Below are 24,335 nucleotides of genomic sequence, written 5' to 3'. Positions count from 1 at the left end.
AGGGGTGAAGGGGTTACGGGGAGTTATCTAGGTGGGCCGATGGTGCCCGGCGTGAGCGGCGCGCAGGCCACGACCTCGTGCCGGTCCGCCGGTATCCGGCCGTCGAGCAGGGCGAGCAGCAGGCCGACCGCCCGCGCGCCCATCTCCCGCCTGGGCACCGCGATGTGACTCCACCCGGCGGTCGGGCCCGTCTCCGGAAGCAGATCGAGGCAGGCCACCGACAGATCGCCGGGTATGCGCACGCCTTCTCCCGCCGCCGCGGCGGCGACGGCGGAGGCCAGCTCGAAGCTCTCGACGACCAGGGCCGTCACCCCCGAGGCCAGCAGCTCCCGCAGCCGGCCGCCGGTCACCGCCTCGGGTGCCAGCAGCGCCTCCGGCGCCCCCAGCCGGGCCCGCCCGGCGAACTGGCCGAACGCCTCCCGGCGCTCCTCCTGCGGGCCGCGGCGCAGCACACCCCCCAGATAGCCCACCCGCAAATGTCCGTACGACGACAGCTCGTCCACCACGCCCGCGATCGCCGTGGCGTAGTCGGCCGCCACGTACGGCACCTGCGCGCCGGGCACGTCGCGCCGCCCGATGAACACGAACGGGAAGCCCTCCGCCGCGAGCCGGCTCAGCTCCTCGTCCCTGCGCTCCAGCCCGAGGATGATCGCCCCGTCGGCGAGCCGCAGCCGGTTGCCGCCGGAGCCGTAGATGCTGCGGGTGCCGTCCTCCCGCTGGGTCGAGGCGAACAGCACGAGGTCCTGGCCCATCTCGACGGCCTTCTCCTCGATGCCCGCCAGGAACTCGTGGTAGTAGTCGTCCGTCCGTACCGGAAAGACCCGCTCGTAGGTGTGCACGCCGATCAGGCCGTTGCGCCCGCCCCGCAGCGACCGCCCCGCCACGTCCGGCACGTAGCCCAGCTCTCGCATGGCCTCACGGACCTTGTCCCGGGTGGCCGCGGCGATGCCGTGCTCGTCGGCCTTGCCGTTGAGCACGATGGACACCGTCGCCTGGGAGATCCCGGCGACTCGCGCGATGTCCCGCTGACTCGGCCTGCGTCGCATGTTGGGGGCCCTTCTAATACGTATGAGGCACAAAACCATCAGCGCCTCACAGTGTCAAGAGGGGGATTGTCAAACGGGCTAACGCGAGGCTGGTCTCACCAGGCCGCAGTCGTAGGACAGGACGATCACCTGGGCGCGGCTGGTCAGTCCCAGCTTGGCCATCAGGCGGTTGAGGTGGGTCTTGACGGTGCCCTCGCTCACCGACAGCCGCTCGGCGATCTCCTTGTTGGACAGGGCGTGACCGACCAGGCCGAGCACCTCGGTCTCGCGGCTGGTCAGGCGGTCGAGAGCCGGTGGCGGAGTCTCGGCGACCGGCGGCGGGTCGACGAACGCCTCGATCAGCCTCTTGGTGGCGACCGGGGCCAGCAGGATGTCACCGGAGACGACCGTGTGGATGGCGGCGATCAGGCGTTCGGGCGGCGTGTCCTTGAGCAGGAAGCCGCTGGCGCCCAGCCGCAGCGCGTTGAAGACGTATTCGTCCAGGTCGAACGTGGTCAGGATGAGCACCTTGGGCGGCGCCCCCTCGGCGGCGGCCAGGATCCGTTCGGTGGCCGTGATGCCGTTGATGCCCGGCATCCGGATGTCCATCAGGATCACCTCGGGCTTGACCTCGGCGGCCAGGCGCACCGCCTCCTCCCCGTCGGCGGCCTCGCCCACCACCTCCAGGCCCGCCGCGCGCAGCAGCGCGGCCAAACCTGCGCGGATCAGCACCTGGTCGTCGACCACGAGCACTCTGATCATCGGCCTGCTTCGGGAGTCAGTCTGGCGGATCATCGTCGGGCGGTGGCAGCGGAAAGACCGCCAGCACCTCGAACCCACCCGGTGGCAGCGGCCCCGCGCTGATCTTCCCTTGGTAGAGCCTGACACGTTCGGCCATGCCGATCAACCCGTGACCGCCGGACCGGGAGCTCCCGGTGGGCGCGGCGCCGTCGTCAGTCACGCGAAGGGCCAGCGTGGCGGGGCCGTACGTCACCCGGATCTCCACCCGGGCGCGACCGGCGTGCTTCAGCACGTTGGTCAGGGACTCCTGGACGATGCGGTAGGCGCACATGTCCAGGCCGGGCGGCAGCGGTCTGGCCTCTCCCTCGACGATCACCGTGAGCGGCAGACCGGCCGCGCGGATCCGCTCCGCCAGGGGTTCGAGGCTCTGCAGGCCGGGGGCCGTGGTGTAGAGCCCTTCGTCCTCGTCGTCGGCCTCGATCCGCAGGATCGACAGCAGCCGCCGCATCTCGGCCAGCGCCTCGTGGCTGGTGTCGGCGATGACCCCCAGCGTGGCGTGCGCGGTGGCCGGGTCGGACAGGGCGACGTAGCGGCCGAGCCCCGCCTGCACGGAGATCACCGACATGTGATGGGCGACGACGTCGTGCAGCTCGCGGGCGATCCGCACCCGTTCGTGGGTGACGGCGCGGCGGGCGGCGGCGTCCTGCTCCCGGTGGAGCTGGGCGGCCAGCACGGCGAGCTGCCGGGTACGTTCGGCCAGCAACCGCGTGCTCGTGCCCGCGCCCACGGCGTAGACCGCTACCAGGAACGACTGCCCCAACGCCGACCACAGCGCGACGTCGGGCTGGCGGACCGACGCCTGCGTCCACTCCGTCACGATCAGCGCCGTCCCGGCCAGGGTGAACGCCCAGGACCGGTGGGCGGCGACGGTGTAGAGCGTCACCAGCGGCCCCATGCTGTTGAGCCCGAGGTGGTAGCCCAGCATGTGGTAGACCAGCGCCGCCCCGGTGGAGACCACCAGGACGGCGACGGGCGCCCGCCTGCGCACTGCCAGCGGCGCGTTCACCAGCACGGTCAGGGACAGCGACAGCGTGTCCGGGGGCCGCCCCTTGCCCGGGTCGTACAGCTCCCACAGCCAGGTCCCGACGACCAGCGCCAGGGCCAGGGCGCCGTCGAGGAGCAGGGGGTTGACCGCGGACACTCGCCGGACGAGTGATGCGGCGCTGATGGGCATCCGCCACGCTAACTCCGGGACCGGCCGGGGCGCATCAAACCGGGGTTGTACATCACCTGCCACGGAAGTTGCACAGCCGGCCGCTGTCAGCGTGCGTAGATGTCCGGCTGTGCCGGGGTGGACATGCCGTTCCCGATGAAGTAGCTCGGGTGCGGCGGCTGGTTGTAGGCGGTGTTCTGCCAGGCGATCGCCACCCGATACTGCGGGTCGTGCATGAGGGTCCACAGCCGCCGGGTCGTCACGATGGGGGTGCTGTAGATCCGCAGCGCCGTCTCCGAGGTCGTCGGCCAGACGACCTCCTCGCGCCAGTCGCCGAACATGTCGGCGGACAGGGAGGGGGTCGACTTGGTGCCGTTGTTGGCGTGCACGCCCGAACCGGTGAGCAGGCGGGTGTCGGCGCCGGTGCCGTACTTGTCGATGTGCGTGCCGTCGAGCAGCTCGCGGACCGGGTCGGCGTCCCACCAGACGAGGAAGTTGATCGAGCCCGGCTTGCGGCCGATGTTCGCGCCGGAGGTGTTGAACAGCCCCGAGACGGCCGCCGACCACGATTCGGCGCCCGCGCTGCCCGCGTACACGTCGTCGGACACGCCGCGCCCGTTGTCGCACCCGCAGGAGGGGTTCGTCCAGATGACGGCGCCGGTCCGGGCGTCGACCATCGAGGTGGCCGGCTGGTTGGTGTTCTCGTGCGGCTTGAAGACCTCCAGGCCGGAGCGGGCCGGGATCAGGTCGCCGACGTGCAGCGCGTCACCGTGGAAGAGCCGCGTGTTCCACAGCGGGCTCCCGTTGTCGTCGATCGCCTCCGAGCCGTAGATGATCTCGTCCTTGCCGTCGGCGTCGGCGTCCGCGATCGACAGCTGGTGGTTGCCCTGCCCCTCGTACTGGGAGCCGGACACCTTGGAGTCGAACGTCCATCGCTGCGTCAACGCTCCGTTGCGGAAGTCCCACGCGGCGATCACCGTACGCGTGTAGTAGCCCCGCGCCATGATCAGGCTGGGCCGCTGCCCGTCCAGGTACGCCGTGCCGGCCAGGAACCGGTCGACCCGGTTGCCGTAGGAGTCGCCCCAGCTGGACACGGTCCCGCGCGGCGGGTTGTAGGTGACGGTGGACATGGCCGCCCCGGTCTGGCCGTTGAACATGGTCAGAAATTCGGGCCCGGACAGGACGTAGCCGGAGGAGTTCCGGTAGTCCGCGGACGCCGAACCGATGACCCTGCCGGTGCCGTCCACGCTCCCGTCGGCGGTCTTCATCGCGACCTCGGCCCGGCCGTCGCCGTCGTAGTCGTACACCTGGAACTGGGTGTAGTGCGCCCCCGCGCGAATGTTGCGGCCCAGGTCGACGCGCCACAGCCGGGTCCCGTTCAGCCGGTACGCGTCCACGTACACGTTGCCGGTGTAGCCGGACTGGGAGTTGTCCTTGGCGTTGGACGGATCCCACTTGAGCACGAACTCGTAGCGGCCGTCACCGTCCAGGTCACCCACGCTCGCGTCGTTCGCGCTGTAGGTGTAGGCGACCCCGTCAGGCGTGGTGCCGCCGGCGGGCCGCTGGATCGGGACGTCCAGGTACCCGTTGGCGAACTGCGTCGCCGCCGCGGAGGGCGCCTGCTCCACCCCGCCGACCACCGCCCGCACGGTGTACGTGGACGTCGCCGCGGCGCCGGAGTCCAGGTAGTTCGTCGAGTTCGTGATGGGCGATGAGGTCAGCAGGGTCGTGCCGCGATAGAGGTTGAAACCCGTGCTCATGCTCTCGCCGCCGAGCAGCCGCCAGGAGACCAGGTTGCCGCTGCCGGAATGGACGCTGATCAGGCCGCGATCCAGGTTCTCCACCTGCCTGGCCGCGGCGGCGGCTGACGCGGTGCCGACGTCCATGGTTCCGGCCAGGGCGAGGACCACGGCGATCACGAGAGAGATGGGGCGTCGTCGCGCGGGAAGCATGCCTGCTCCTTTCGAACCTGATCAGTAGACGTAGGGCCAGCCCGCGCTGTCGTAGCCGATGAGGTTGATGCCCAGCAGCGAGGCGCCGTTGTCGGCGTAATAGTGGTAGAAGAGGACGTCGGCGTCGCTGTCCGCGATCACCGCCTGATGACCAGGCCCGTGGACACCGCCGTGCCCGGCGAGGACCTGCGTGCCGCCGCCGGAGGTCATGGCGGTGCCGTTGCGGTCCACGTACGGGCCGGTGACGCTGGTCGACCGGCCGACCATGATCCGGTAGGTGCTGGACGCGCCCCGGCAGCACAGGTCGAACGAGACCCACAGGTAGTAGTACGACCCGTGCCGGAAGATGAACGGCGCCTCCACGGCCGTACTGCCGCCGGTGCGCTGCGCGATCGAGTAGAGCGCGCTCCCGCTACGCAGCCCCGTCGAGGAGTTGAGCGGGATCAGCTTGATGCCGGTCCAGAACGAGCCGAAGGACAGCCACCAGTTGCCGGCGGCGTCCGTGACCAGGTTGGGGTCGATCGCGTTGTAGCTGCTGGAGGAGATGGTGGAAATGACCAGGCCCTGGTTGGCCCAGGTACCCGAGGCACCGGTGGCACTGGTGGCCAGGAAGATCACCGAGTTGCGGGAGCCGAACGTGGAGGCGGCGTAGTACATGTAGTACTTGCCGTTGTGACGGGAGATGTCCGGCGCCCACAGACTGGCGCCGCCCCCGGTGTACGGCAGCGTCCACGACGCGCCGCCGGGGAAGGCCACGCCCGCGTCCCGCCAGGCCGTGCGGTCGGTGGACGTCTTGAGCGCGATGTTGTCGCCGGTATTGGCCAGGAGGTAACCGCTCGACGTCTTCACCACCGACGGATCGTGCACGCCGATGCTGCCGGTCACGTACCCGGGATTGGGATACGCGGCCGCACCGGCCGGACGGACGGCGATCACCGCCGCCGCCATCGCCACGACCAGCACGGTCACCAGGGAGACGATGGGGCGCGCCATGTGCCACCTCGCTGTTATCGCTAACACTTGAGGGGATCGCCGGTGAGTCTTCTCGGCCGTACGGGGACCGTCAAGGCACGGGCGCGGGCCCTCCGGGTCTTACCGGGTCAGCTCAGGTGTGGCCGGTGAAACGTTCACCCGGCCGGAGACCCGTGATCGCAGCGTGGCCGACGGACAGGCGGCCGGCCCGCACTCACACGTTTGATGATCACCTCTAGCGGGAATCCCGGTTTCCGGGCGACATACCGCCCACAATCTCCGACGGGGAGCTGATCCGCGTGGCAGAGGACGCCGGGTCGAGCGATGCCGAATGGCCCGCGAATCTCAACGTGGAAGAACTCCTGCAGCAGGGATGGCGCCCGACTCCGTTCCGGCAGTTCATTCTCAAGCTGCACAGCCGCTGCAATCTGGCCTGCGACTACTGCTACATGTACGAGATGGCCGACCAGGGCTGGCGCCGCCAACCACGTCGAATGGCCCGCGTGACGATCGACCGGGTGGCCGGCCGCATAGCCGAGCACGCCACGACGCACGGCCTGAAGAGCGTCGAGATCATCCTCCACGGCGGCGAGCCCTTGCTGGCGGGCATCGAGCACACGCGTTACGCGGTGACCGCGCTGCGCGAGGCCCTCGGCGAGGTCGAACTCGTGGTGCAGGCGCAGACCAATGGCGTCCTGCTCGATGAGGCGTTCCTGAGCCTGTTCGCCGAACTGGACGTGCACGTCGGAGTCAGCCTGGACGGCGACGCCGAGGGGCACGACCGCCACCGGCGCCGCGCGACGGGCAAGGGCACCCACGCGGAGGTACGTGCCGGGCTCGAACGGCTGACGGCCTCCGGGTACCGCCACCTGTTCGGCGGCCTGCTGTGCACGCTGGACCTGGCCAACGACCCCGTCGTCACGTACAAGGCGCTGCTGGAGTTCCGTCCGCCGATGATCGATTTCCTGCTGCCGCACGGGAACTGGGACGCCCCGCCGCCGGGTCACTCACGCTGGACCACGCCGTACGGCGACTGGCTCGTCGCCGTCTTCGACCGGTGGTACGCGGCGCCCGTGCGTGAGACGCAGATCAGGCTGTTCGGCGAGATCATCCGGCTGCTCTTCGGCCGGCCGTCGCGCAGCGAGGCGATCGGCCTGTCACCCGTGGCGGTCGTGGTGGTGGAGACGGACGGCAGCATCGAGCAGGTCGACACGCTCAAGTCCGCGTACGAGGGCGCGACGGGCACCCCGCTGCACACCTTCCGCGACTCCTTCGACACGGCGCTGCTCCTGCCGTCCGTCGCCGCCCGGCAGATCGGCGCCAGGGCGCTGTCGGGCGAGTGCGCGTCCTGCGAGATCGCGCGGGTCTGCGGCGGCGGGCTCTATCCGCATCGCTACCGGTCGGGCAGCGGGTTCCGCAATCCGTCCGTCTACTGCCGCGACCTGTACCGGCTGATCACCCACATCCGGGACGTGGTGAGCGACGACGTGGCCCTCCTGGCGAGGTCCGCCCCGGCGGGCCCCGCCCGATGAGCTCGCGACGGTGGAGCGGCTAGAGCGGCGGTGGATCCGCCGGCCCGGCGATGGATTGGCTAGATCGGCGGCGGGTCGAAGTCGCAGTCGAGGTGCCGGCCTTCGCCGGCCACCTGCGCGTCCCGGTGCTCCGGCCCCAGCGTCTCGGCGAAGAGCCTCATCGTCTCCTCGAAAAGGGCCTGGGACTCCTCTTGATGCCCGGCCGCGGCCAGGTCGGCGGCCAGGTTGGCGGCGGCGGCCAAGGTCGTGGGGTGACGGTCACCGAGCAGCCTGCTCAGCCGCTGGTGGGTGTCCTTGCCGAGCGTGCAGGCCGCCTTGAGGTCGCCGAGTGCGGCGAGATCGCTGGCGAGGTTGACGGCGACGGTCAGGGCATAGTGGTGGTCCCGGCCCAGTCTTCTTTCGAGGCCCTCCAGCGCCTGCTCGTTCAACTCCCGCGCGGCCTGCGGCCGGCCGAGCACGCGGTGCAGGAGCGCCACGTTGCTGACGCAGCCATAGTTGTACGGGTGCTCCGGCCCGTACATGTTCGGGTTACGCTCCATGGTGTCGGAGGCCAGGACGAGCGCCTCCTCCAGATGACCGTTGTGGCGCAGGCAGTTCGACAGGCTGGTGGCGGCGGCGAGCGTGCCCGGATGGTCGAGATCGTAGACACGCACGTAGCGCGCGTGCACGTCTCTGGCCAGTTCGAGGGCGTCGGCGAGCTCTCCCGACCGGAGCTGGGCGATGGCGAGGTCCTTCTGTGTGAGCAGAATGCGGGGATGGTCGGGGTCCAGCAGCTCACGACCGTAGGCCAGCGCGTCCTCCCCCACGTCGCAGGCCTCGACATAGTCGCCGCACTGCCGGACCGCCCGGCCCAGGCCGGTCCACAGATTCAGCACAGTGCCCCTGCTCACGCCCTGGCCAGGCAGCTGCGCCGTCCTGAGCGCCTCGTCCAGCAGCGCCCTCGACCCTCGGTAGTCGCTGGTGAGGCCGTAATCGATCGCCAGGTTGTTGATGGCGCGGAGCGTGAGCACGTGGCCATCCCCCAGCACCGACTTGTGCAGCCGCACGGAGTCGGCGTCATGGTCGCGCGCGTCAAGGAACAGGCCCCGGGCCCGCAGGTCGGCGCCTAGGCCGTTGAGAAGAGCCAGAGTGTCACGGTGCTCGTTGCCCATCGTGCGCCGCATGGTGACCAGCGTGGCCGAATTGAGCTCGAATGCCTCGTTGTAGCGGCCCAGACCACGCAGCAGGTCACCCCGCGCCCGCTGCGCGCGGAGCACGTGCGGGTCTTCAGGCCCGGAGTCGGCGGTCCACTGCCGCAGGAACGTCTCGACATGGCTCTGCGTCGCCTGGTGGTTGCCGGAAGCGCTCAGGTAGGTCAGGACGTCGAGCGCGAAATCGCGTACGTCCTCCCGGCGGCTCTCCGCCACCCGGGCCGGCCCGACATGGGCCAGCAGCCCTTCGTAGACCGACCAGTTCGCGGGATCGTCGGGACCCTTCGGAGCGGCTCCGACGAGCAGGGAGTGGACCTCGGACCGGATCTCGTGCCGGGTCTCGGAGGTGAGCTCCTCACGCAGCAGTGCCTGGATCAGCCGGTGGACCTGCAGCGTGCGCTCCCCCGCTGTGCCGGAGTCGATCCGTACCAGGGCGTACTTGCCCAGCCTGCTGATGGCCTTGCTCAACCGGATGGGGTCGGCCAGGAGATGTGCGATCTCTGGGCGCACCGGGCCTTCGACCGGACGGAAGACCGCCCGCGGGATGGGCTCGGGCCCGAACGTCGCGCAGCAGCGCAGCAACTCCATGGCTTCTGGCAGGTGTTCCCTGAGCTTGGCCACGGACAGTCCCCACGCGGCCGTCATGGAGAGCGGATATTCCGTCGGCTTGCCCTCGCTCAACAGGCTGGTCGTCCGCTCGGCGAGCAGGCGCAGATACTCATCGGCCGACATGCCCGTCTCGGCCTGCAGGGCGGCCGACTGCTCCAACGCCAGCGGGAGGTCGCCGAGCGCTTCGGCCAGCTGGTCGGCATCCTTTTCGGCGATCGGCCGGCGCATGCGCTTCTTGAAGAACTCCACGCTCTCGGCCCGCGGGAACACATCGACGGCGACCGTGTCGACGACGCTCTCCCAGCGATGGTTGCGGGAGGTGATGAGAACGTGCCCCGGCCCCGGGGGGACGATCTCGGTGAGGTCCTCCGGTTCGTCGGCGTTGTCGAAGATCAGCAGCCATCGGGAATACGGCTCGCCGCGACGCAACGCCTCCAGGACGGAGTTGGCGGCTTCCTCGATGCCCGTCGTGGTCGCCGGGGCCACTCCCAGCTGCGGGGCGAGCCGGGCCAGTGTCGATCGCACCAGGCCGGGCTGGTCCGCGGGGATGTACCAGACCACGTCATAGCTGTCACGGAACCGGTAGGCGTACTCGATGGCCATCTGGGTCTTGCCGACACCGCCCAGACCGTGCAGGGCGTGCGGCACCATCGCGGTGACCTGTTCGCCGATGCCGCTACGGAGCCTGCTGAGGAGGGCTTCGCGTCCGGTGAAGTTCCTGTTGCGCGGAGGGACATTCCACACCGTGGGAAAGCCACCCGTGGTCGGCCATGTGCCGGGCAGCTGTGATTCCGTCACGTGTTCCGCCCTCCATCCGCTGGGCTCGTAGGCGAATCGCAAAAAGGTATATGGCAATGTCAGGCGAGAGGTAGGTAAAGACGATAGTCGCCAGGATGGCGGGCGGATAGGGCTCGCAGAAGTGGATCGTTATCGGTTTACCCTTTCCGCGAATACAGCACGGCAATAAATGCGACAACGCTTGGAGGGTAGGCGCTTAGCGATAAATGTGATATTTCCCTGTTGAGTGCGCCTCGCGCGCGGGAGATCACGGCCTATGAGGGAGCGCCCATGCAGCTGAAGGTTGCCAGTCTTCAGGTCGATGTCATCGACGTGTCCATGCTCTCCCACCCCAGCCTGGAAGGACTCGGCGACTCCGTCCTCGCTCAGGCGTTGCGCGAGTTGCTCGAGCCCGGACAAGGGGAAGAAGAAGTATTCGCGCGATTCGAGAACAGCATGGCGCCGCCGCGCGCGGAGTGATCCTCATCAGGCGCGAAGATCGGCGAGGATAAGGGCCTCCTCTCTGATTTCGGCGGTCCCGAAGAGGTTTCCATCGGATGGGGATGCCGTACTATTGCAGCACCCTTGAGGGCCACGGCGTCATAATCCTCCTCGATCGAGGTCTCGCCCATGACTGCAATCTCCGAGGCTCACCATCCGCGACACGGCCCCTTCGTCGGAGCCCGGCCTTTCGACGCCCGCGACGAGGCGCTGTTTTTCGGGCGGACCGAAGAGATCGCCGAACTGACCGATATGTGGCGGCACAATCGGCTGACGATCCTGCATTCCGACGCCGCCGCGGGCAAGACGTCGTTGCTGCGAGCGGGCATCATCCCCGCGCTGCGATCGGCGAACGAGCGCGTGCTGCCGATCGGCCGCGCCTCGTCCTCCCGCGTGTGGCCCACCCCGGCCCTGCCCGACCACAATCCGTACGTGCTCGCCCTGCTCTCGTCGTGGGGGACGGACGAGCCGCCCTCGCGCATCGCGGGTCTGTCCGTCGACGACTTCCTGCGGAAACGGGGAGGCACCGACCGGCACGGCGCACCCGAGCCGACACTGGCCGCCATCGACCAGGTCGAGACGTTCCTGCGGCAGGCGTCCACGAACGAGCACCACCGATGCCGCTTCCTGGACGAACTCTTCGAGACGCTGGACGAGCGGCCGAACCTGCGTCTGCTCCTGTCCGTGCGCACCGATTACCTGGACGAGTTGCTGCGCGTCGTGAAGGGCTTCGGAGGGCACGCGTACGCGGAGTTCTGCCTGCGTCCCTTCACACCGGAGACCGCCGCCGAGGTGATCCGCCTGTCTTCGGAGGCCACGGGCAACCGGTCCGCTCCGGACCAGGTCAAGGGGATGCTCGACGAACTCCGTACGATCAGGGACGAAACCGGCAAGGCGCGGGAGCGGACGTTCGCGATCGACCCCCTTCTTCTGCAGGTGGTCGGGGCCTACCTGTGGGGGGATCCCCCGGCCTTCGAGAGATTCGCCGCCGCGGAGCCGGACATCGAGGTCGATCGAGCCCTGGGCGACTTCTGCGCGCGGATGCTCGCGGCGGTCGCGGCGGACTATGAGCTGTCGCCGAGCCGCCTGCACGCCTGGTTACGGCGGGCGGTCCTCTTCGAGGGCGGCAGGGGGGCCTGGTCGCCCGCGAAGGTCACCGCCACGGTGGTGCACGCTCTGGAGGACCGGCACCTGATCAGGGCTCCCCACCAGAACGGCCTGCGCATGCACGCGCCCCGCCAGCGACGACTGCTGGGTCCGCTGCGCCGGCTCGATGCCGGACAGTGGCCGCCTCCTCCGGCGGGCTCGGCCCACCTCCTGCGCGCCGCCTTACAGGCAGACTTCGAAGGAGAGCCCGACCGGGCCCACAGGCTCGCGCAGGAGGCCGCACGCGTCTGCCCGCCGGAGGCGATGCGGACACGGGCCGAGATCGAGTCGCTACTGGGCAACCTCGCCTACGAGCAAGGGCTGCTGGATGAGGCGATCACGCGCTACCACAGTGCGGCCGGCGTCTACGAGGCTCTTCACGACAGCACAGCGGTCGGCTGGCTGCTGGCGGCGGTCGGCCGGATCGCGCTCGCCCAGGGCAGGCAGAGCACGGCGATCGAGGAGCTGCGCGCCGCCGTCAGCCGCGTCCCCCACGATCCCCTCGTGCAGACCAGCTTCGGGCAGGCGCTGTGGGAGGCGGACCAGCCCCGGGCAGCCCTCTCCGTGCTGAGCGGCGTGCTCGATCGTGAGGGAGACGCCCCGGAGGCGCGGCGGACCCGGGGCGAGATTCTGGCCCATCTCGGCGACGCGGAGTCGGCGTTGCGGGACATCGAGCAGTCGCGCAGCCGCCGGCCTCAGCCGTCCACCCGGGTGGCCCGCGCACTGGCGCTGGCCACCCTGTCACGTACCGAAGCGGCGAGCAGGGAGCTCGACGGCGCCGTGACCGAGACCGAGGACAGCGGGCCCCTGCTCCTGAGCGCCGCCCGGGCCCGCAAGCTCATCGGGGACATCACCGGGGCGGCTCGGCTGATCGACCGGGCGAAGTCGGCGCAGCATCCGCCACTCCCCCAGGACCAGCTCAGGATCGCCGAACGCCTGCTGGAGGACTCCTGATCCCGGACACGGCCTTGGTGGCGCTCATCACCGGGAGCAGTGCGGTTCTGGCCGCCCTGTCCGGAGCCGCCTGGTCGGTGGTGACGGAGCGGACCAGAGCCCGCCACGCGCGCGTGGCCGCGATGGAGCTTCGGGCGGCGGAGCGGGAGGACGCAAGCGCCCGCGAACTGCGTACGGCGTTCGCGGACGCGCAGACGGCCGTCCTGCAGCTCGGGCTCACCGTGGGCATCTCCCTCGACATGCGGAGCAGCAGGAACGCACGCCTCGACGGCGAGGACCTGCCTGCCCAGCTCCGTCTGGTGCGGACGGAATATCTGGCGGCGAAGGTGGCGATCGAGCGGTTGTGGCCTCTGTGCCCCCCGGAGCGGCACCGGAAGATCAAGGAGCTGAGTGACGCCGCCAGCGAAGCGTTCAGTTATGCACGGTCTGTAGGGAGCCCGATGGCCGCGGCGGAGAAGGTCGAGGTGGATCTTCAGGAGAGCCTGCGGGCGCTGAGCGACGACATCTTCCCCAAGCCATGACCCAGGCGAGGGCCCCGACGAGCACGGCCACGATGATGGCGGCTCCCTGGGTGCCCAGACCGGCGACGACGTAGCCGCTCGCCAGCCCGCCCAGCGGCACGGCGCCTCCCGAGAAAAAGCGGCTGACGCCGGTGACCGTGCCCAGCATGTGCTCCGGTACGTGCTCAGCCTGGTAGAGAGAGACGGCGACGTTGATGTGCGCGCCCATGAAGCCGATCCCGCCCCAGGCCAGCGGCAGCAGAAACGCGACATAGAACGCCGAGGTGTGGTCGGTCACCGCGAGGAGCACGCTCAGCGCCAGCCACGCCCAGACACACATGACGATCGCCCGCTCCGGCAACAGCCTGCGCAGGAGCCAGGGAGCCGTGAACGATCCCAGCACTCCGCCGAGCCCGGTGGCGGCGACCACGCAGCCGATCATCAGGCTCGACAGACGCAATTGGTGGAGGACCAGCACCAGCACCAGGGCCAGCGTCTGGAAGAGGAAGTTCGCCAGCGTGCAGACGAATACCACGTGCGGCAGGAATCCGTCCTTGCGCAGAAAGGCCAGGCCCTCCCAAAGCTCGCCGGCCAGCTGCGCGAACCGTAGCGGTGTATCCGCCATGGGCGGTTTAAGCCGATTTTTATCCATTCTGAAAACCGCGAGGACTGATACGAGGGAGGCAAGCATGTCGGCCGCGAACGGCAGCCAGCGGAACGCGTCGAACAGCAGCCCGCCGAGCGGGCGGCCCAGCAACCCGGCCGCGTGGATGCGGGCCTCGTTCCTGCCCATCGCCCGCGGCCGGTGCACGCTCGGGACGAGCCGCGGGACGGCGGTCGTCTCCGCCGTGCTGTAGAAGACGGCGCAGACGCCCTGCGCGGCGACGGCCGCCACCAGCAGGGCCGGCCAGCCACCGAACACGAGCACACTCGCCGTGAGCAGCGCGGCCAGCACGGCCCGTGCGACCAGACTGACGATCATGACCCGGCGCCGGTCCGAGCGGTCGACCAGCGCGCCGACCGGCAGGTGCAGCAGAAGCCGCGGCAGCGTCGCCGCGGCCGTGACCCAGCCCGCGAACACCGGCGAACCGCTCAGGGACAGAGCCAGCAGCGGAGCGGCCATGGTGGCGTTCATGAGGCCGATCTGCGAAATCGCCGAACCACTCCACAGGAGATTGAAGTCCCGCTGCCAGACGGAGTCGGGACGCCTGATGGACGGTTCGCCCTCAGTACTGTCGGTCACCTCTATTGGTACTCCCCGGTGACCGGACAATAAGCGACAAAGGCCACGGAATGGTCAGTGCACTGGCGAAAACCACCAGGTTTAACGGAATACAGGTTCGTAATCTACACTCCGCGCCGGAAATGAAGTCTCTCAAAGGGGCAAACTACAGGCCACCCTTCCTGATGCGGGCCGCGTACCAGAGGGCGGAGTCCTTCGGGGTGCGCTTCTGGGTGGCGAAGTCCACATGGACGAGGCCGAACCGCTGCCCGTACCCGTGGGTCCACTCGAAGTTGTCCAGCAGGGACCAGGCGAAGTAGCCCTTGAGCGGCACGCCCCGGCGAGCCGCCTCGGCGCAGGCGTTGATATGGCGTTCCAGGTAGTCGATACGGTCCGGGTCGTGCACCGCGCCGTCCTCGCTCACCTCGTCAGGGAAGGCCGCGCCGTTCTCGGTGATGTAGAGGTCGATGGGCGGGTAGTCCCTGTGCAGTCGCTGGAGGAGTCGCAGCAGGCCGTTCTCGTCGATCTCCCAGTTCATCGTGGTGCGCTTGCGGCCGCCGTCCACCCAGCGGACGTGCTCCGCGCCGATCCACGGCGTGCTGCCGGAGGGTACGGGCTCGCCGGCCGCCACCAGGGCGGGGGAATAGTAGTTGACCCCGAGCATGTCGATCTTCCGGGAGACGAGCGCCAGGTCTCCGTCCATGACGTGGGAGAAGGCGCTGTGGGGCGCCAGGTCGCGGACGACGTCCTCGGGGTAGGAGCCGCGCAGCACCGGGTCGATGAAGAGCCGGTTCTGGATGCCGTCGATCCGGCGGGCGGCGTCCGCGTCCGCCGCCGACTCCGTGGCGGGCGTCACGTGCGACATGTTCAGCGTGATGCCGATATTTCCGGACAAGATGGGGACGGCTAGGCCGTGGCCCAGCAGCAGGTGGTGCACCGCCTTGACGGCCTCCGACGGCTCCTGACGTCCCGGGGCATGCTCTCCGTTGGCGTAGCCGAGCAGCCCGGCACACCACGGCTCGTTCAGCGTCGTCCAGTTCGCCACGCGATCGCGCAACGCCGTATGCACAATGTCGGCATATTCCGCGAACCGATAGGCCGTGTCCCGGTTGGGCCACCCGCCCGCGTCCTCCAAGTACTGCGGCAGGTCCCAGTGGTAGAGCGTCGGCCACGGGGTGATGCCGTGCTCCAGCAGCGTGTCCACCAGGCGGCGGTAGAAGTCGAGGCCCCTCTGGTTCACCGCCCCGCGCTCCGGCACGATTCGCGGCCACGCGACGGAGAACCGGTACGCCCGCAACCCCAGCTCCGCCATCAGGCGCACGTCGTCGGCGTAACGGTGGTAATGATCGCAGGCCACGTCACCGTTCTCGGCGTCGCGCACCTTGCCGGGGACGCGGCTGAAGGTGTCCCAGATGGACGTCCCCCGGCCGTCCTCCGCGAACGCGCCCTCGATCTGATAGCTGGACGTCGCCGCGCCCCAGAGAAAACTCATGCCTTGACGGCCCCCTCCATGATGCCGCCGAGGCGATCCGGCGGCGGAATCCGCTAAAGGTCGTGACCACCGGCCCGGCTAAAGGTCGTGACCACCGGCTCGATGTTCCCGCCCGCATCGGCCGTCGAGCCGTCGATCCGCCGAGCCGTTGCCACTACCGCAGGCGGCCTCGGCGTCAGGTGCGTGGTCGCGGCGAACCCTCTCCTGGGAACACACCTGACCTGTGCGGATCGGTGTCTCCCCTGCCTGGGAGCGCTCCCATAAACGGTAGACCATCACCTGTCCCAGAGAGAAGAGGGCCGATGGGATGGATGTTTACCACTACGCGATCCCTTGACCGTATCTAGGGTGATCAGTAATGATCACGCCGACTCCCCGGGTGCCCCACAACCCCACTGAAAGGTGATTTAGTGCGATTTATCGCAGCAAAAGCCGCCGCAGCCTTAACCGCGGTCGTGGCCGCCGTCCTGGCCGTACCCCCGCCCGCCTCGGCCGCCGCCCAGCTGATCGGCAACGGCGCCTTCACCAGCTCCACGGCCCCTTGGCGGGCGATCGGCCAGACGACGGTCACGGCCGAGTCCGGCCGTATGCGGGTGAACGTGACGTCCGCCGTCGCCAACCCGTGGGACGCCATGGTGACCAGTCCCACCACGACCGCCCTGAACGCGGGCAAGAGCTACACGCTCTCGTTCGACGCGTACTCCACGACGGCCTTCAAGGCCACCACGACCGTGCAGTACGTGGCGACGCCCAGCTCCAACCAGTCGCTGGCCGCGCCCGTCCAGCTCACCACGGGCAGCAGGCGCTACAGCATCCCGTTCGTGGCCGCGTCCGCCACCAACACCGCCGCCGAGGTGACCTTCCAGCTCGGCGGGTCCGGCGGCACGCCGACGGTCCGCTTCGACAACGTCTCGCTGATGGAGACGCAGACGACCCGGCCAAAGGCCCTGTACGTCAACAACCAGTCGAACCCCGCCAAGTGGGTCGCCGCCAACCAGGGCACGAGCGACGCGACGGCCATCGGCTCGAACATCGCCAACAAGCCGATCTTCGAGTGGTTCGGCGGCTGGTTCACCGACCTCACGCTGGCCGTGGACGGCTACGTCGGCGCCGCCCAGGCCGCGGACAAGCTGCCGATGCTGGTGGCGTACAACATCCCGAACCGTGACGCGTGCGCGGGCCAGTCGGGCGGCGGCGCGGGTGACGCGGCCGGTTATCACGCCTGGATCACCGAGTTCGCCAAGGCTATCGGCAACAGGCACGCGATCGTCGTGCTGGAGCCCGACGCCGTCGCCGCCGCCGGCTGCGTGACCCAGATCGGCAAGGATCCGGAAGACCAGTACAAGATGCTGCTGGACGCGACCCAGGTGCTGAGCGCCCAGGCGCCGAACGCCTGGGTCTACCTCGACGCGGGCAACGCCACCTGGATTCCGGCCGCCGACATGGCTCCGCTGCTGGTCAAGTCGGGCATCGCCAACACGCGCGGCTTCTCCGTGAACGTGTCCAACTACATCACCACCGCCAGCTCCGAAAGCTACGCCGTCGCGGTCAACGGCTACCTGTCCGGGACCGTCGGCGCCAAGAAGTACGTGATCGACACCAGCCGCAACGGCAACGGCCCTTGGACGGGCGTGGACAACTGGTGCAACCCGCCCGGACGCAAGCTGGGCAGCGCGCCCGCCAAGCAGACGAGCGGCGCCGAGTACGTCCTCTGGGTCAAGGTTCCGGGTGACTCCGACGGCAGCTGCAACCTGGGCCAGGGCATCCCGGCCGGAACTTTCAGCCCCAAGCTGGCCATGGCCCTGATCAACGGCACCTCGTAGCCGTCAAGTAGGCCCGAAACAGCCCCGAAGTAGCTCTGGAAGGCGACGTACCCCGGCCGGCCACGGCAGGCCGGGGTTCACCTGGCGCCGGGCGTGCGCCGCCGGACCGATACGACTACCCGCCGTTGACGGGCTTGCCCAGTGCGCTGCCGGCCAGCCAGTCCTCCCAGGACTTGGCCCACGGCGTCGGGCCGTTGCCGAACCGCAGCTTCCGAGACGTGCCGCTGACCCGGATGATGTCACCCCGCTGGGTGAACTCGAAGAACCAGCGGGCGTTGGCCGGGCTGGCGTTGACGCAGCCGTGGCTGACGTTGGAGTTGCCCTGCGCGCCGGTCGACCAGGGGGCGGCGTGGAAGAAGGTGCCGCTGTAGGTCATCCGGACGTTCCATTTGGTGGGGATGCGGTATTCGCCCGGGTGGCCGGTGGTCGCGGAGTCCATGATGATGTCCGCGGCCTTCTCCTGGGCGATCATGGTGCCCGAATAGCTGTCGTCGCCCGGTCTGCCCAGGCTGACCGGGATGGTCTTGACGACCTTGTCCCCGTCGCTCACCTCCGCCTCGTGCGTGCGGGCGTTGACCTTGGTGATGTGCTTGGCACCGACGGTGAAGCTCAGGCTGCGGTCCTTGGTGCCCCACACCCCCTCGCCCGCCCGTACGCCGGCCAGGTGCGCGACGACCTTGACCTTCTCCCCGGTCGGCCAGTATTCGCGCGGCCGGAACTGGACCTCCCGGTCGCTCACCCAGCTCCAGGCGCCCTCGACCGGCTCGGACATCTCGACCACCAGGGCTCGCTCGATCGCGGCCCGTTCCTCCTTGCCGGTCACCGAGCGCGACAGCAGAAGCTGGACGGGCATACCGACGCCGACCTTCTCGCCGTCCAGCGGCGACATGCCGCTCTCCAGCGCGCGTTTTGGCTTCAGCGTGGTGAACTTCGCCTGCGTCGTGACCTCCTTGCCGTCCGTGCCGGTCACCTGGGCGCTGACCGTGTACGCCGACGAGGGGCGCAACGGCCATTGGGGGCGCCAGGTCCCGTCGGTGCCCACGGCGCCGGTCACCTCATGGCCCTTGGAGTCGGCGACGGCCAGCCGGGTGACCTTGCCGTCGGTGACCTTGACGCTGATCCCGGTGTCCGGCGCGACCTTCTTGGTCCCGTCCGCGGGGGTGATCGCCACCTTCGCCACCGGGCCCTGCGTCGTCTGGGGAGCGGCGCCAGGTGTACGCGCGCCGCCGCTGGAGGTGCATCCGGCGGTCAGGACCACCGCCAAGGCGAGGGTACTGGTCAATATCGTTGCGCCGGTCTGGCCGTTCCGCATCCTTGATGCCTCCCGTGCCTGACAAGTAGTCAAATTTCACTCTAATCGTCTTTACCTATGGACCGTAGGGCTTTTGCCCTTAGCCGGGGGGATCATGCGCCTCCCCCAAGATCCGGAGGGCGGGTGATCGCCACTCCCGTAGATCTGTTGACAGCCATTACCAACCAAGCGCATGCTTCATGCTGTGACGGGGGCCACATCCCCCAGCTCTTCCGTAACGTCGCACCGGCGCGAGGTGCCACCACGGTTGTTCCTCCGACCACCTGTGCTGCCCGCAGCGCACGCACGTTGAAGGGATCCGATCCACCATGGCCGATTCGACGCCCGCGACACCCCCCGCAGAAGGACTTAGCCGCCGCACCGTGCTGCGCGGCGCCGCCGTCGCCGGCGGGGTCCTCATGACCGAGGCGGCCCTGGGCCGCACCCCCGCGTACGCCGCCGACATCGAGTACGACGTGGTCGTCGTCGGATCGGGCGCGGCCGGGATGACCGCCGCGCTCACCGCGGCCAAGCGCGGCCTGCAGTGCGTGGTGGTCGAGAAGGCGCCGACGTTCGGCGGGTCGGCGGCCCGGTCCGGCGCCGGGATCTGGATCCCGAACAACGAGGTGATCCTGGCCGCCGGAGTCCCGGACACCCCGGCCAAGGCCGCCCAGTACCTCTCCCGCGTCGTCGGCGACACGGTGCCCCTCGCGCGGCAGCAGGCCTTCCTGGCGAACGGCCCGGCCATGATCTCGTTCGTGATGCGGAACAGCCCGCTGCGCTTCCGGTGGATGGAGGGCTACGCCGACTACTATCCGGAGTACCCCGGCGGCATGCCGAACGGCCGCTCCATCGAGCCCGACCAGATCGACGGGCACATCCTCGGCGCCGAGCTCGCCCACCTGAACCCGCCGTACATCCCCACCCCGGCCGGCCTGGTCGTCTTCAGCGCCGACTACAAGTGGCTGAACCTCACCGCGGTCAACCCGAAGGGCCTGGAGGTGAGCGCCGCGTGCCTGGCCAGAGGCACCGCGGCCGCGCTGCGCGGCGAGAAGCCGCTCACCATGGGCCAGTCCCTGGCGGCGAGCCTGCGCGCCGGGCTGCTCGCGGCGAACGTACCGGTATGGCTGAACACCCCGCTGCTCGACCTGCGCGTCGAAGGCGGCCGCGTCACCGGCGTGGTCGTGACGCGGAACGGCGTACAGACGCTGATCAAGGCCCGCCGCGGGGTCATCGTCGGCTCGGGCGGGTTCGAGCACAGCGCGGCGATGCGCGCGGAGTTCCAGCGGCAGCCCATCGGGACCGGCTGGACGGTCGGCGCCAAGGAGAACACCGGCGACGGCATCGAGGCGGGCGAACGGGCCGGGGCCGCCCTCGACCTGATGGACGACGCGTGGTGGGGACCGGCGATCCCGCTGCCCGGCGAGCCGTACTTCTGCCTTGCCGAACGGACGCTGCCCGGCTGCATCCTGGTCAACGGCAAGGGCGAGCGCTTCGTCAACGAGGCGGCACCGTACAGCGACGTGGTGCACGTCATGTACGACCGCAACACGGCGGCCTCACCGCACATCCCCGCCTGGCTGATCGTCGACCAGAACTACCGCAACCGCTACCTGTTCAAGGACATCGCCCCGCTGCTGCCCTTCCCCCAATCCTGGTACGACAGCGGCGCCGCCTTCCAGGCGTGGACGATAGAGCAGCTGGCACAGAAGATCGGCGTCCCGGCGGCGGCACTGCGCGGCACGGTCACCCGGTTCAACGGTTTCGCGGCGAGCGGCAGGGACACCGACTTCCATCGTGGCGACAGTGTCTATGACCGCTACTACGCCGACCCGGTCGTCAAGCCCAACCCCTGCCTGGCGCCCCTGTGGCTGGCGCCCTTCTACGCGTTCAAGATCGTCCCGGGCGACCTGGGCACCAAGGGCGGGATGCGTACGGACGCGCGGGCGCGGGTGCTCCGGGCGGACGGCTCGGTCATCCCCGGGCTGTACGCGGCCGGCAACGCCAGCGGCGCCGTCATGGGCCACAGCTACGCCGGCGCCGGCTCGACCATCGGACCGGCCATGACGTTCGGCTACGTGGCGGCGAACGACATCTGAGCGGAGGCGGCGCCCCAGTCACACGGGGATAGATTCCGATCACCTTCCGTAGAGATCCGGACGTGGCCGCCGTCGCCGGTGAACGATGGGCGGATGGTCGGCAAGCTCGTCAGGTGGCTCCTGGCGGCCATCGTTCCCCCGTCGGTGGCGGTGGCCGCGTGGGGGCCGCGGATCTGGGACGACCCGGTGGTCACCGGCATCCTGCTCGCGCTCTACGAGGGCCTGCTCGCGCTCGCGCTCTTCGCCGGGCAGATCGCCGGACAGGTGGTGGAGCGCTGGCGGCAGCGGATCGTCGACGGCCTCGACCGGGCCGTGGGGCGGCGCGTCTCCCGGTTCGACAAGCGCTACCGGGAGTCCCTGCTGGGCAGCCTCCGCTACATCGATCTCAAGGGGCTGCCGACCATCGGCTACTACACCCCCGAGCTGGACGAGGTCTTCGTCGATGTGAGCCTGGCCTACCGGGCGCCGCGTGAAGTACGCCAGGACGTGCTCGCCCAGCTGCCCGCCGAGGTGACCGACCGCCATTCGATCGGCGACTTCCTCGACCGGCGGCGCCCCGTGGTGCTGGCGATCGTCGGCGTTCCGGGCAGCGGGAAGAGCACCCTGCTGCGCCACACCGCCCAGCAGATCTGCCGGGCCGGGCGGGGCCGGCGGCGTAGCGTGCCGATCCTGCTCTACCTGCGCGACCACGCCGCCGAGATCGTCGCGGCCCCGACGGTCACGCTGCCGCAGCTCGTACGGAACACGGTGGCACCGGGCGTCAAGGAGCCGGCCGGCTGGTTCGAGGAGAAGCTGCGCGACGGCGACTGCGTCGTCATGCTCGACGGCCTGGACGAGATCGCCGGCCAGGACGACCGCAGGAGCGTCGCCGACTGGGTGGAGACCCAGATCAGGCGCTACCCCAGGAACGACTACGCGATCACCTCACGACCCCGGGGCTACCTCTCGGCCCGGGTCGACGGCGCGACGGTCCTCCAGGTGTGCGGTTTCACCGACGAGCAGGTCAACCGGTTCGTCCGGGGCTGGTACGCCGCCGTCGAGAAGCACGGCGAGGCGGGCGAGGACGCGCGGCGGCTCGCCGAGGCCGCGGCCGACGACCTGCTCGACCGGCTCAACCACACCCCCGAGCTGTACGAGCTGACGATCAACCCGCTGCTGCTGACGATGATCGCCAACGTCCATCGTCACCCGGGCGCCCTGCCGGAGAGCCGCGAGCGCCTCTACAGCGAGATCTGCCAGGTGATGCTCTGGCGGCGGCAGAAGGCCAAGAAGCTCCCGCTCGAGCTGAGCGGCGACAAGAAGGAGGTGCTGCTGCGCCGGGTCGCGCACGCGATGATGCAACGCCGCGTCCGCGACCTGCCGGGCACCGCCGTGCTGGCCGAGATCCGGCCGGCCCTGCGCCGCATGGCGACGAGGCTCACCGCGGAGGAGTTCCTGTGCGACGTCCGGTCGAACGGCCTGCTCATCGAGCGCGAGAGCGACGTCTACTCCTTCGCCCACCACACCTTCCAGGAGTACCTGGCCGCCGCGCACATCCGTGACAAGGGCCGGCCCGACGTCCTGGTCGCCGCCGTCGACGACGTGTGGTGGCGGGAGACGACCCTTCTGTACGCCGCCCGCTCGGACGCCGACCCGATCGTGGCGGCCTGCCTGTCCTCGGGCACCGTCACCGCGCTGTCCCTGGCCTTCGACTGCGCCGAGGAGGGCAGCGAGCTCGACCCCGCCCTGCGGGGGCGGCTCGACCGGCTCCTGGGCTCCGCCTTCACCCCGGACGCCGACCCCGAGCGCCGCCGGCTCATGGCCGGTGTCCTGGTCGCCCGCCATCTGCGTCACCTGACCAGGACCGGCGCCGGCGGACGCGTCTGCGCCCGGCCGATCACCGCGGGCATCTACTGGCTGTACGTGCTGGACACGCGGGCTCCGGAGCCGGACGGCCCGGACAGGATCGAGCCCATCGCGTACGGGCCGTGCGGCGACCACCCGATCACCGGGGTACGCGCGGGGGACGCCGCGGCCTTCGTCCACTGGGTCAACGGAGTCACCGGCAACGAGCCCGTCTATCGGCTGCCGACCCTCGACGAGATCGAGAATCCCGTGGTTCAGCGCTCCCTGAATCCCGGGGCGCCGTCGCTGAGCGTCTGGAGCGAACCCGGCGATCACCGCGCTCCCCGGCTGTGGACGCCTCCCGGCGCCGGGCAGCCCTACGCGGTGGACGCCGCGACGCTGATCCGTCACGTCAACGATGACGTCCGTCACTCCATGCCCGCCTTCGTCCGCCTGCTCCTGCTGCGCGCCATCGTGGGAGTCCGCGTGCTGCGCCGCGGTCTCGACCTCGTTCCCGTCTTCGACCCGGCGCTCGACCACGTTCTCGACCACGCCTTCGACCTGAGCCGGACCATCAGCCACGTACGCGGGATCGGCGACGCCTTCGGCCTCGCCCATCCGGCCGGCCTCGACCAGATGGAGGCCGACGTTCGCGCGCTCAGCCAGTGCCTCGACCGCGAACGCGACCGCGAACGCGCCCGCGTCATGGCGGACACCCTGGCCGCGTCCTTCACCCGCGCCCGGACCGCGAACCCCGCCGGCGGCCCGACCGCGGCCCCCAGCGGCGACCCGAGTGCAGACCCCAGTGGCGCCCGGCCGGCGGACTCCGGCCGCGGATGGACGGCGGCCGATGCCCTGGACGTCGTGCTCGACCCCGGCCTCGTGCTCGACCACGCGCTCGACCTCGATCACGCCTTCGACCGGGCCCTCGACCGGGTCATGGGACGCGCGCTGTCGCACGCCCTGGCGCGGGTCCTGCGCCTGGACACGGCGCCCGCCGACTGGCCCGCCCAGTTCGCCCGCGCGTTCGTCAAGCAGACCAGCCTCCCGGCCGGCTCGTACGTCGTGCCACCGGACACGCTGATGACCAGGCTGCACACGGCGGACGAGGCGCTCAGGAGCATCCTCGGGCCACTCGACGCGGGCACACCGGCTCCATGGGCGCACCGGATCGCCGACGGGCTGCGCGAGGCGGCGGTGCCGTTGTTCACCCGTCGTGAGCGGCTCACCTCAGGCGCCGCGACGACGCTGCGGCTGGCGACCCTCTGCCTGGCCGCCGAGGCCGACACCCGCGGCGCCAACGAGCTCGCCGTCACCTTCCGCGAACTCGCGGCCGGCATCACCCTTCTCGAACGCCGCGCCAACGGAGAACCGCCACCCACGGAAACCATTGTTCTCGCGACCGTGTGACAGATATGTGTCACACATAATAACCAATATTGTCACCATAAATCGCGGAATGTCGCTTTTCC

16 protein-coding genes are annotated in these 24,335 nt (G+C 69.7%); 7 read left to right on the top strand and 9 right to left on the bottom strand.

Annotation, left to right across the window (positions count from 1 at the left end):
• Window positions 1-23: 23 nt before the first annotated feature.
• The 5 genes from LDL49_RS11495 to LDL49_RS11475 form a co-directional block, all read right to left on the bottom strand.
• Window positions 24-1,046 carry a LacI family DNA-binding transcriptional regulator gene (locus LDL49_RS11495; RefSeq protein WP_225290958.1) on the bottom strand — a complete coding sequence of 341 codons (1,023 nt, stop codon included), beginning with the start codon at window positions 1,044-1,046 and terminating at the stop codon, window positions 24-26.
• Between the two features lie 78 nt (window positions 1,047-1,124).
• Entirely contained in the window at window positions 1,125-1,787 is a 663-nt protein-coding gene (locus tag LDL49_RS11490; protein WP_225290957.1) for a response regulator, read from the bottom strand.
• Window positions 1,788-1,803: 16 nt separating this feature from the next.
• Window positions 1,804-3,000 carry a sensor histidine kinase gene (locus tag LDL49_RS11485; protein WP_225290956.1) on the bottom strand — a complete coding sequence of 399 codons (1,197 nt, stop codon included), beginning with the start codon at window positions 2,998-3,000 and terminating at the stop codon, window positions 1,804-1,806.
• A gap of 86 nt (window positions 3,001-3,086) precedes the next feature.
• Window positions 3,087-4,931: a rhamnogalacturonan lyase gene (locus tag LDL49_RS11480; protein WP_225290955.1), complete on the bottom strand. Its 1,845-nt coding sequence runs from the start codon at window positions 4,929-4,931 to the stop codon at window positions 3,087-3,089.
• Window positions 4,932-4,952: 21 nt separating this feature from the next.
• Window positions 4,953-5,924: an arabinan endo-1,5-alpha-L-arabinosidase gene (locus tag LDL49_RS11475; RefSeq protein ID WP_225290954.1), complete on the bottom strand. Its 972-nt coding sequence runs from the start codon at window positions 5,922-5,924 to the stop codon at window positions 4,953-4,955.
• 278 nt (window positions 5,925-6,202) lie between these two features.
• Between LDL49_RS11475 and LDL49_RS11470 the strand changes: the two genes are divergently transcribed.
• Window positions 6,203-7,435, top strand: a complete 1,233-nt coding sequence (locus LDL49_RS11470) for an FxsB family cyclophane-forming radical SAM/SPASM peptide maturase (protein ID WP_225290953.1) — start codon at window positions 6,203-6,205, stop codon at window positions 7,433-7,435.
• Window positions 7,436-7,494: 59 nt separating this feature from the next.
• On the opposite strand, the gene fxsT is transcribed toward LDL49_RS11470, so the two are convergent.
• The gene (gene fxsT / locus LDL49_RS11465; protein ID WP_225290952.1) at window positions 7,495-10,032 is read right to left on the bottom strand and encodes an FxSxx-COOH system tetratricopeptide repeat protein; all 2,538 of its coding nucleotides are present in this window, start codon (window positions 10,030-10,032) and stop codon (window positions 7,495-7,497) included.
• A 270-nt stretch (window positions 10,033-10,302) separates the two neighbouring features.
• Between fxsT and LDL49_RS11460 the strand changes: the two genes are divergently transcribed.
• From LDL49_RS11460 to LDL49_RS11450, 3 genes are all read left to right on the top strand, one after another.
• Window positions 10,303-10,491 carry an FxSxx-COOH-like cyclophane-containing RiPP peptide gene (locus tag LDL49_RS11460; protein ID WP_225290951.1) on the top strand — a complete coding sequence of 63 codons (189 nt, stop codon included), beginning with the start codon at window positions 10,303-10,305 and terminating at the stop codon, window positions 10,489-10,491.
• Window positions 10,492-10,641: 150 nt separating this feature from the next.
• A complete protein-coding gene (locus tag LDL49_RS11455; protein WP_225290950.1) occupies window positions 10,642-12,612 on the top strand; it encodes a tetratricopeptide repeat protein in 1,971 nt (656 codons plus the stop codon).
• Window positions 12,613-12,629: 17 nt separating this feature from the next.
• Window positions 12,630-13,133 (top strand): hypothetical protein, encoded by a 504-nt coding sequence (locus LDL49_RS11450; RefSeq protein ID WP_225290949.1) that lies wholly within the window; start codon window positions 12,630-12,632, stop codon window positions 13,131-13,133.
• Here the strand turns inward: LDL49_RS11450 and LDL49_RS11445 are convergent.
• Window positions 13,024-14,355, bottom strand: a complete 1,332-nt coding sequence (locus LDL49_RS11445) for an MFS transporter (protein WP_225290948.1) — start codon at window positions 14,353-14,355, stop codon at window positions 13,024-13,026. The two genes, LDL49_RS11450 and LDL49_RS11445, sit on opposite strands and share 110 nt — an antisense overlap.
• A 145-nt stretch (window positions 14,356-14,500) precedes the next feature.
• On the bottom strand, window positions 14,501-15,826 hold the full coding sequence (locus tag LDL49_RS11440) for a GH1 family beta-glucosidase (protein ID WP_225290947.1): 1,326 nt from the start codon (window positions 15,824-15,826) through the stop codon (window positions 14,501-14,503).
• A gap of 410 nt (window positions 15,827-16,236) precedes the next feature.
• Here LDL49_RS11440 and LDL49_RS11435 point away from each other — a divergent pair, with 410 nt between their 5' ends.
• Window positions 16,237-17,649, top strand: coding sequence for a glycoside hydrolase family 6 protein (locus LDL49_RS11435; protein WP_225290946.1), 1,413 nt, complete (start codon window positions 16,237-16,239; stop codon window positions 17,647-17,649).
• 115 nt (window positions 17,650-17,764) lie between these two features.
• Here LDL49_RS11435 and LDL49_RS11430 read toward each other — a convergent pair whose 3' ends face one another.
• Entirely contained in the window at window positions 17,765-18,907 is a 1,143-nt protein-coding gene (locus LDL49_RS11430; protein ID WP_225291024.1) for a L,D-transpeptidase, read from the bottom strand.
• Window positions 18,908-19,269: 362 nt separating this feature from the next.
• Here LDL49_RS11430 and kstD point away from each other — a divergent pair, with 362 nt between their 5' ends.
• The gene (gene kstD, locus LDL49_RS11425) at window positions 19,270-21,039 is read left to right on the top strand and encodes a 3-oxosteroid 1-dehydrogenase (RefSeq protein WP_308016107.1); all 1,770 of its coding nucleotides are present in this window, start codon (window positions 19,270-19,272) and stop codon (window positions 21,037-21,039) included.
• A gap of 93 nt (window positions 21,040-21,132) precedes the next feature.
• Complete coding sequence (locus LDL49_RS11420) at window positions 21,133-24,273, top strand: NACHT domain-containing protein (protein ID WP_225290945.1); 3,141 nt, start codon at window positions 21,133-21,135, stop codon at window positions 24,271-24,273.
• The last annotated feature ends 62 nt before the right edge of the window (window positions 24,274-24,335 follow it).

This window comes from Nonomuraea aurantiaca, from assembly GCF_020215705.1.
In the GTDB taxonomy this organism is placed as follows: Bacteria; Actinomycetota; Actinomycetes; order Streptosporangiales; family Streptosporangiaceae; genus Nonomuraea; species Nonomuraea aurantiaca.
This window is presented reverse-complemented; position numbering and strand designations above follow the sequence as displayed.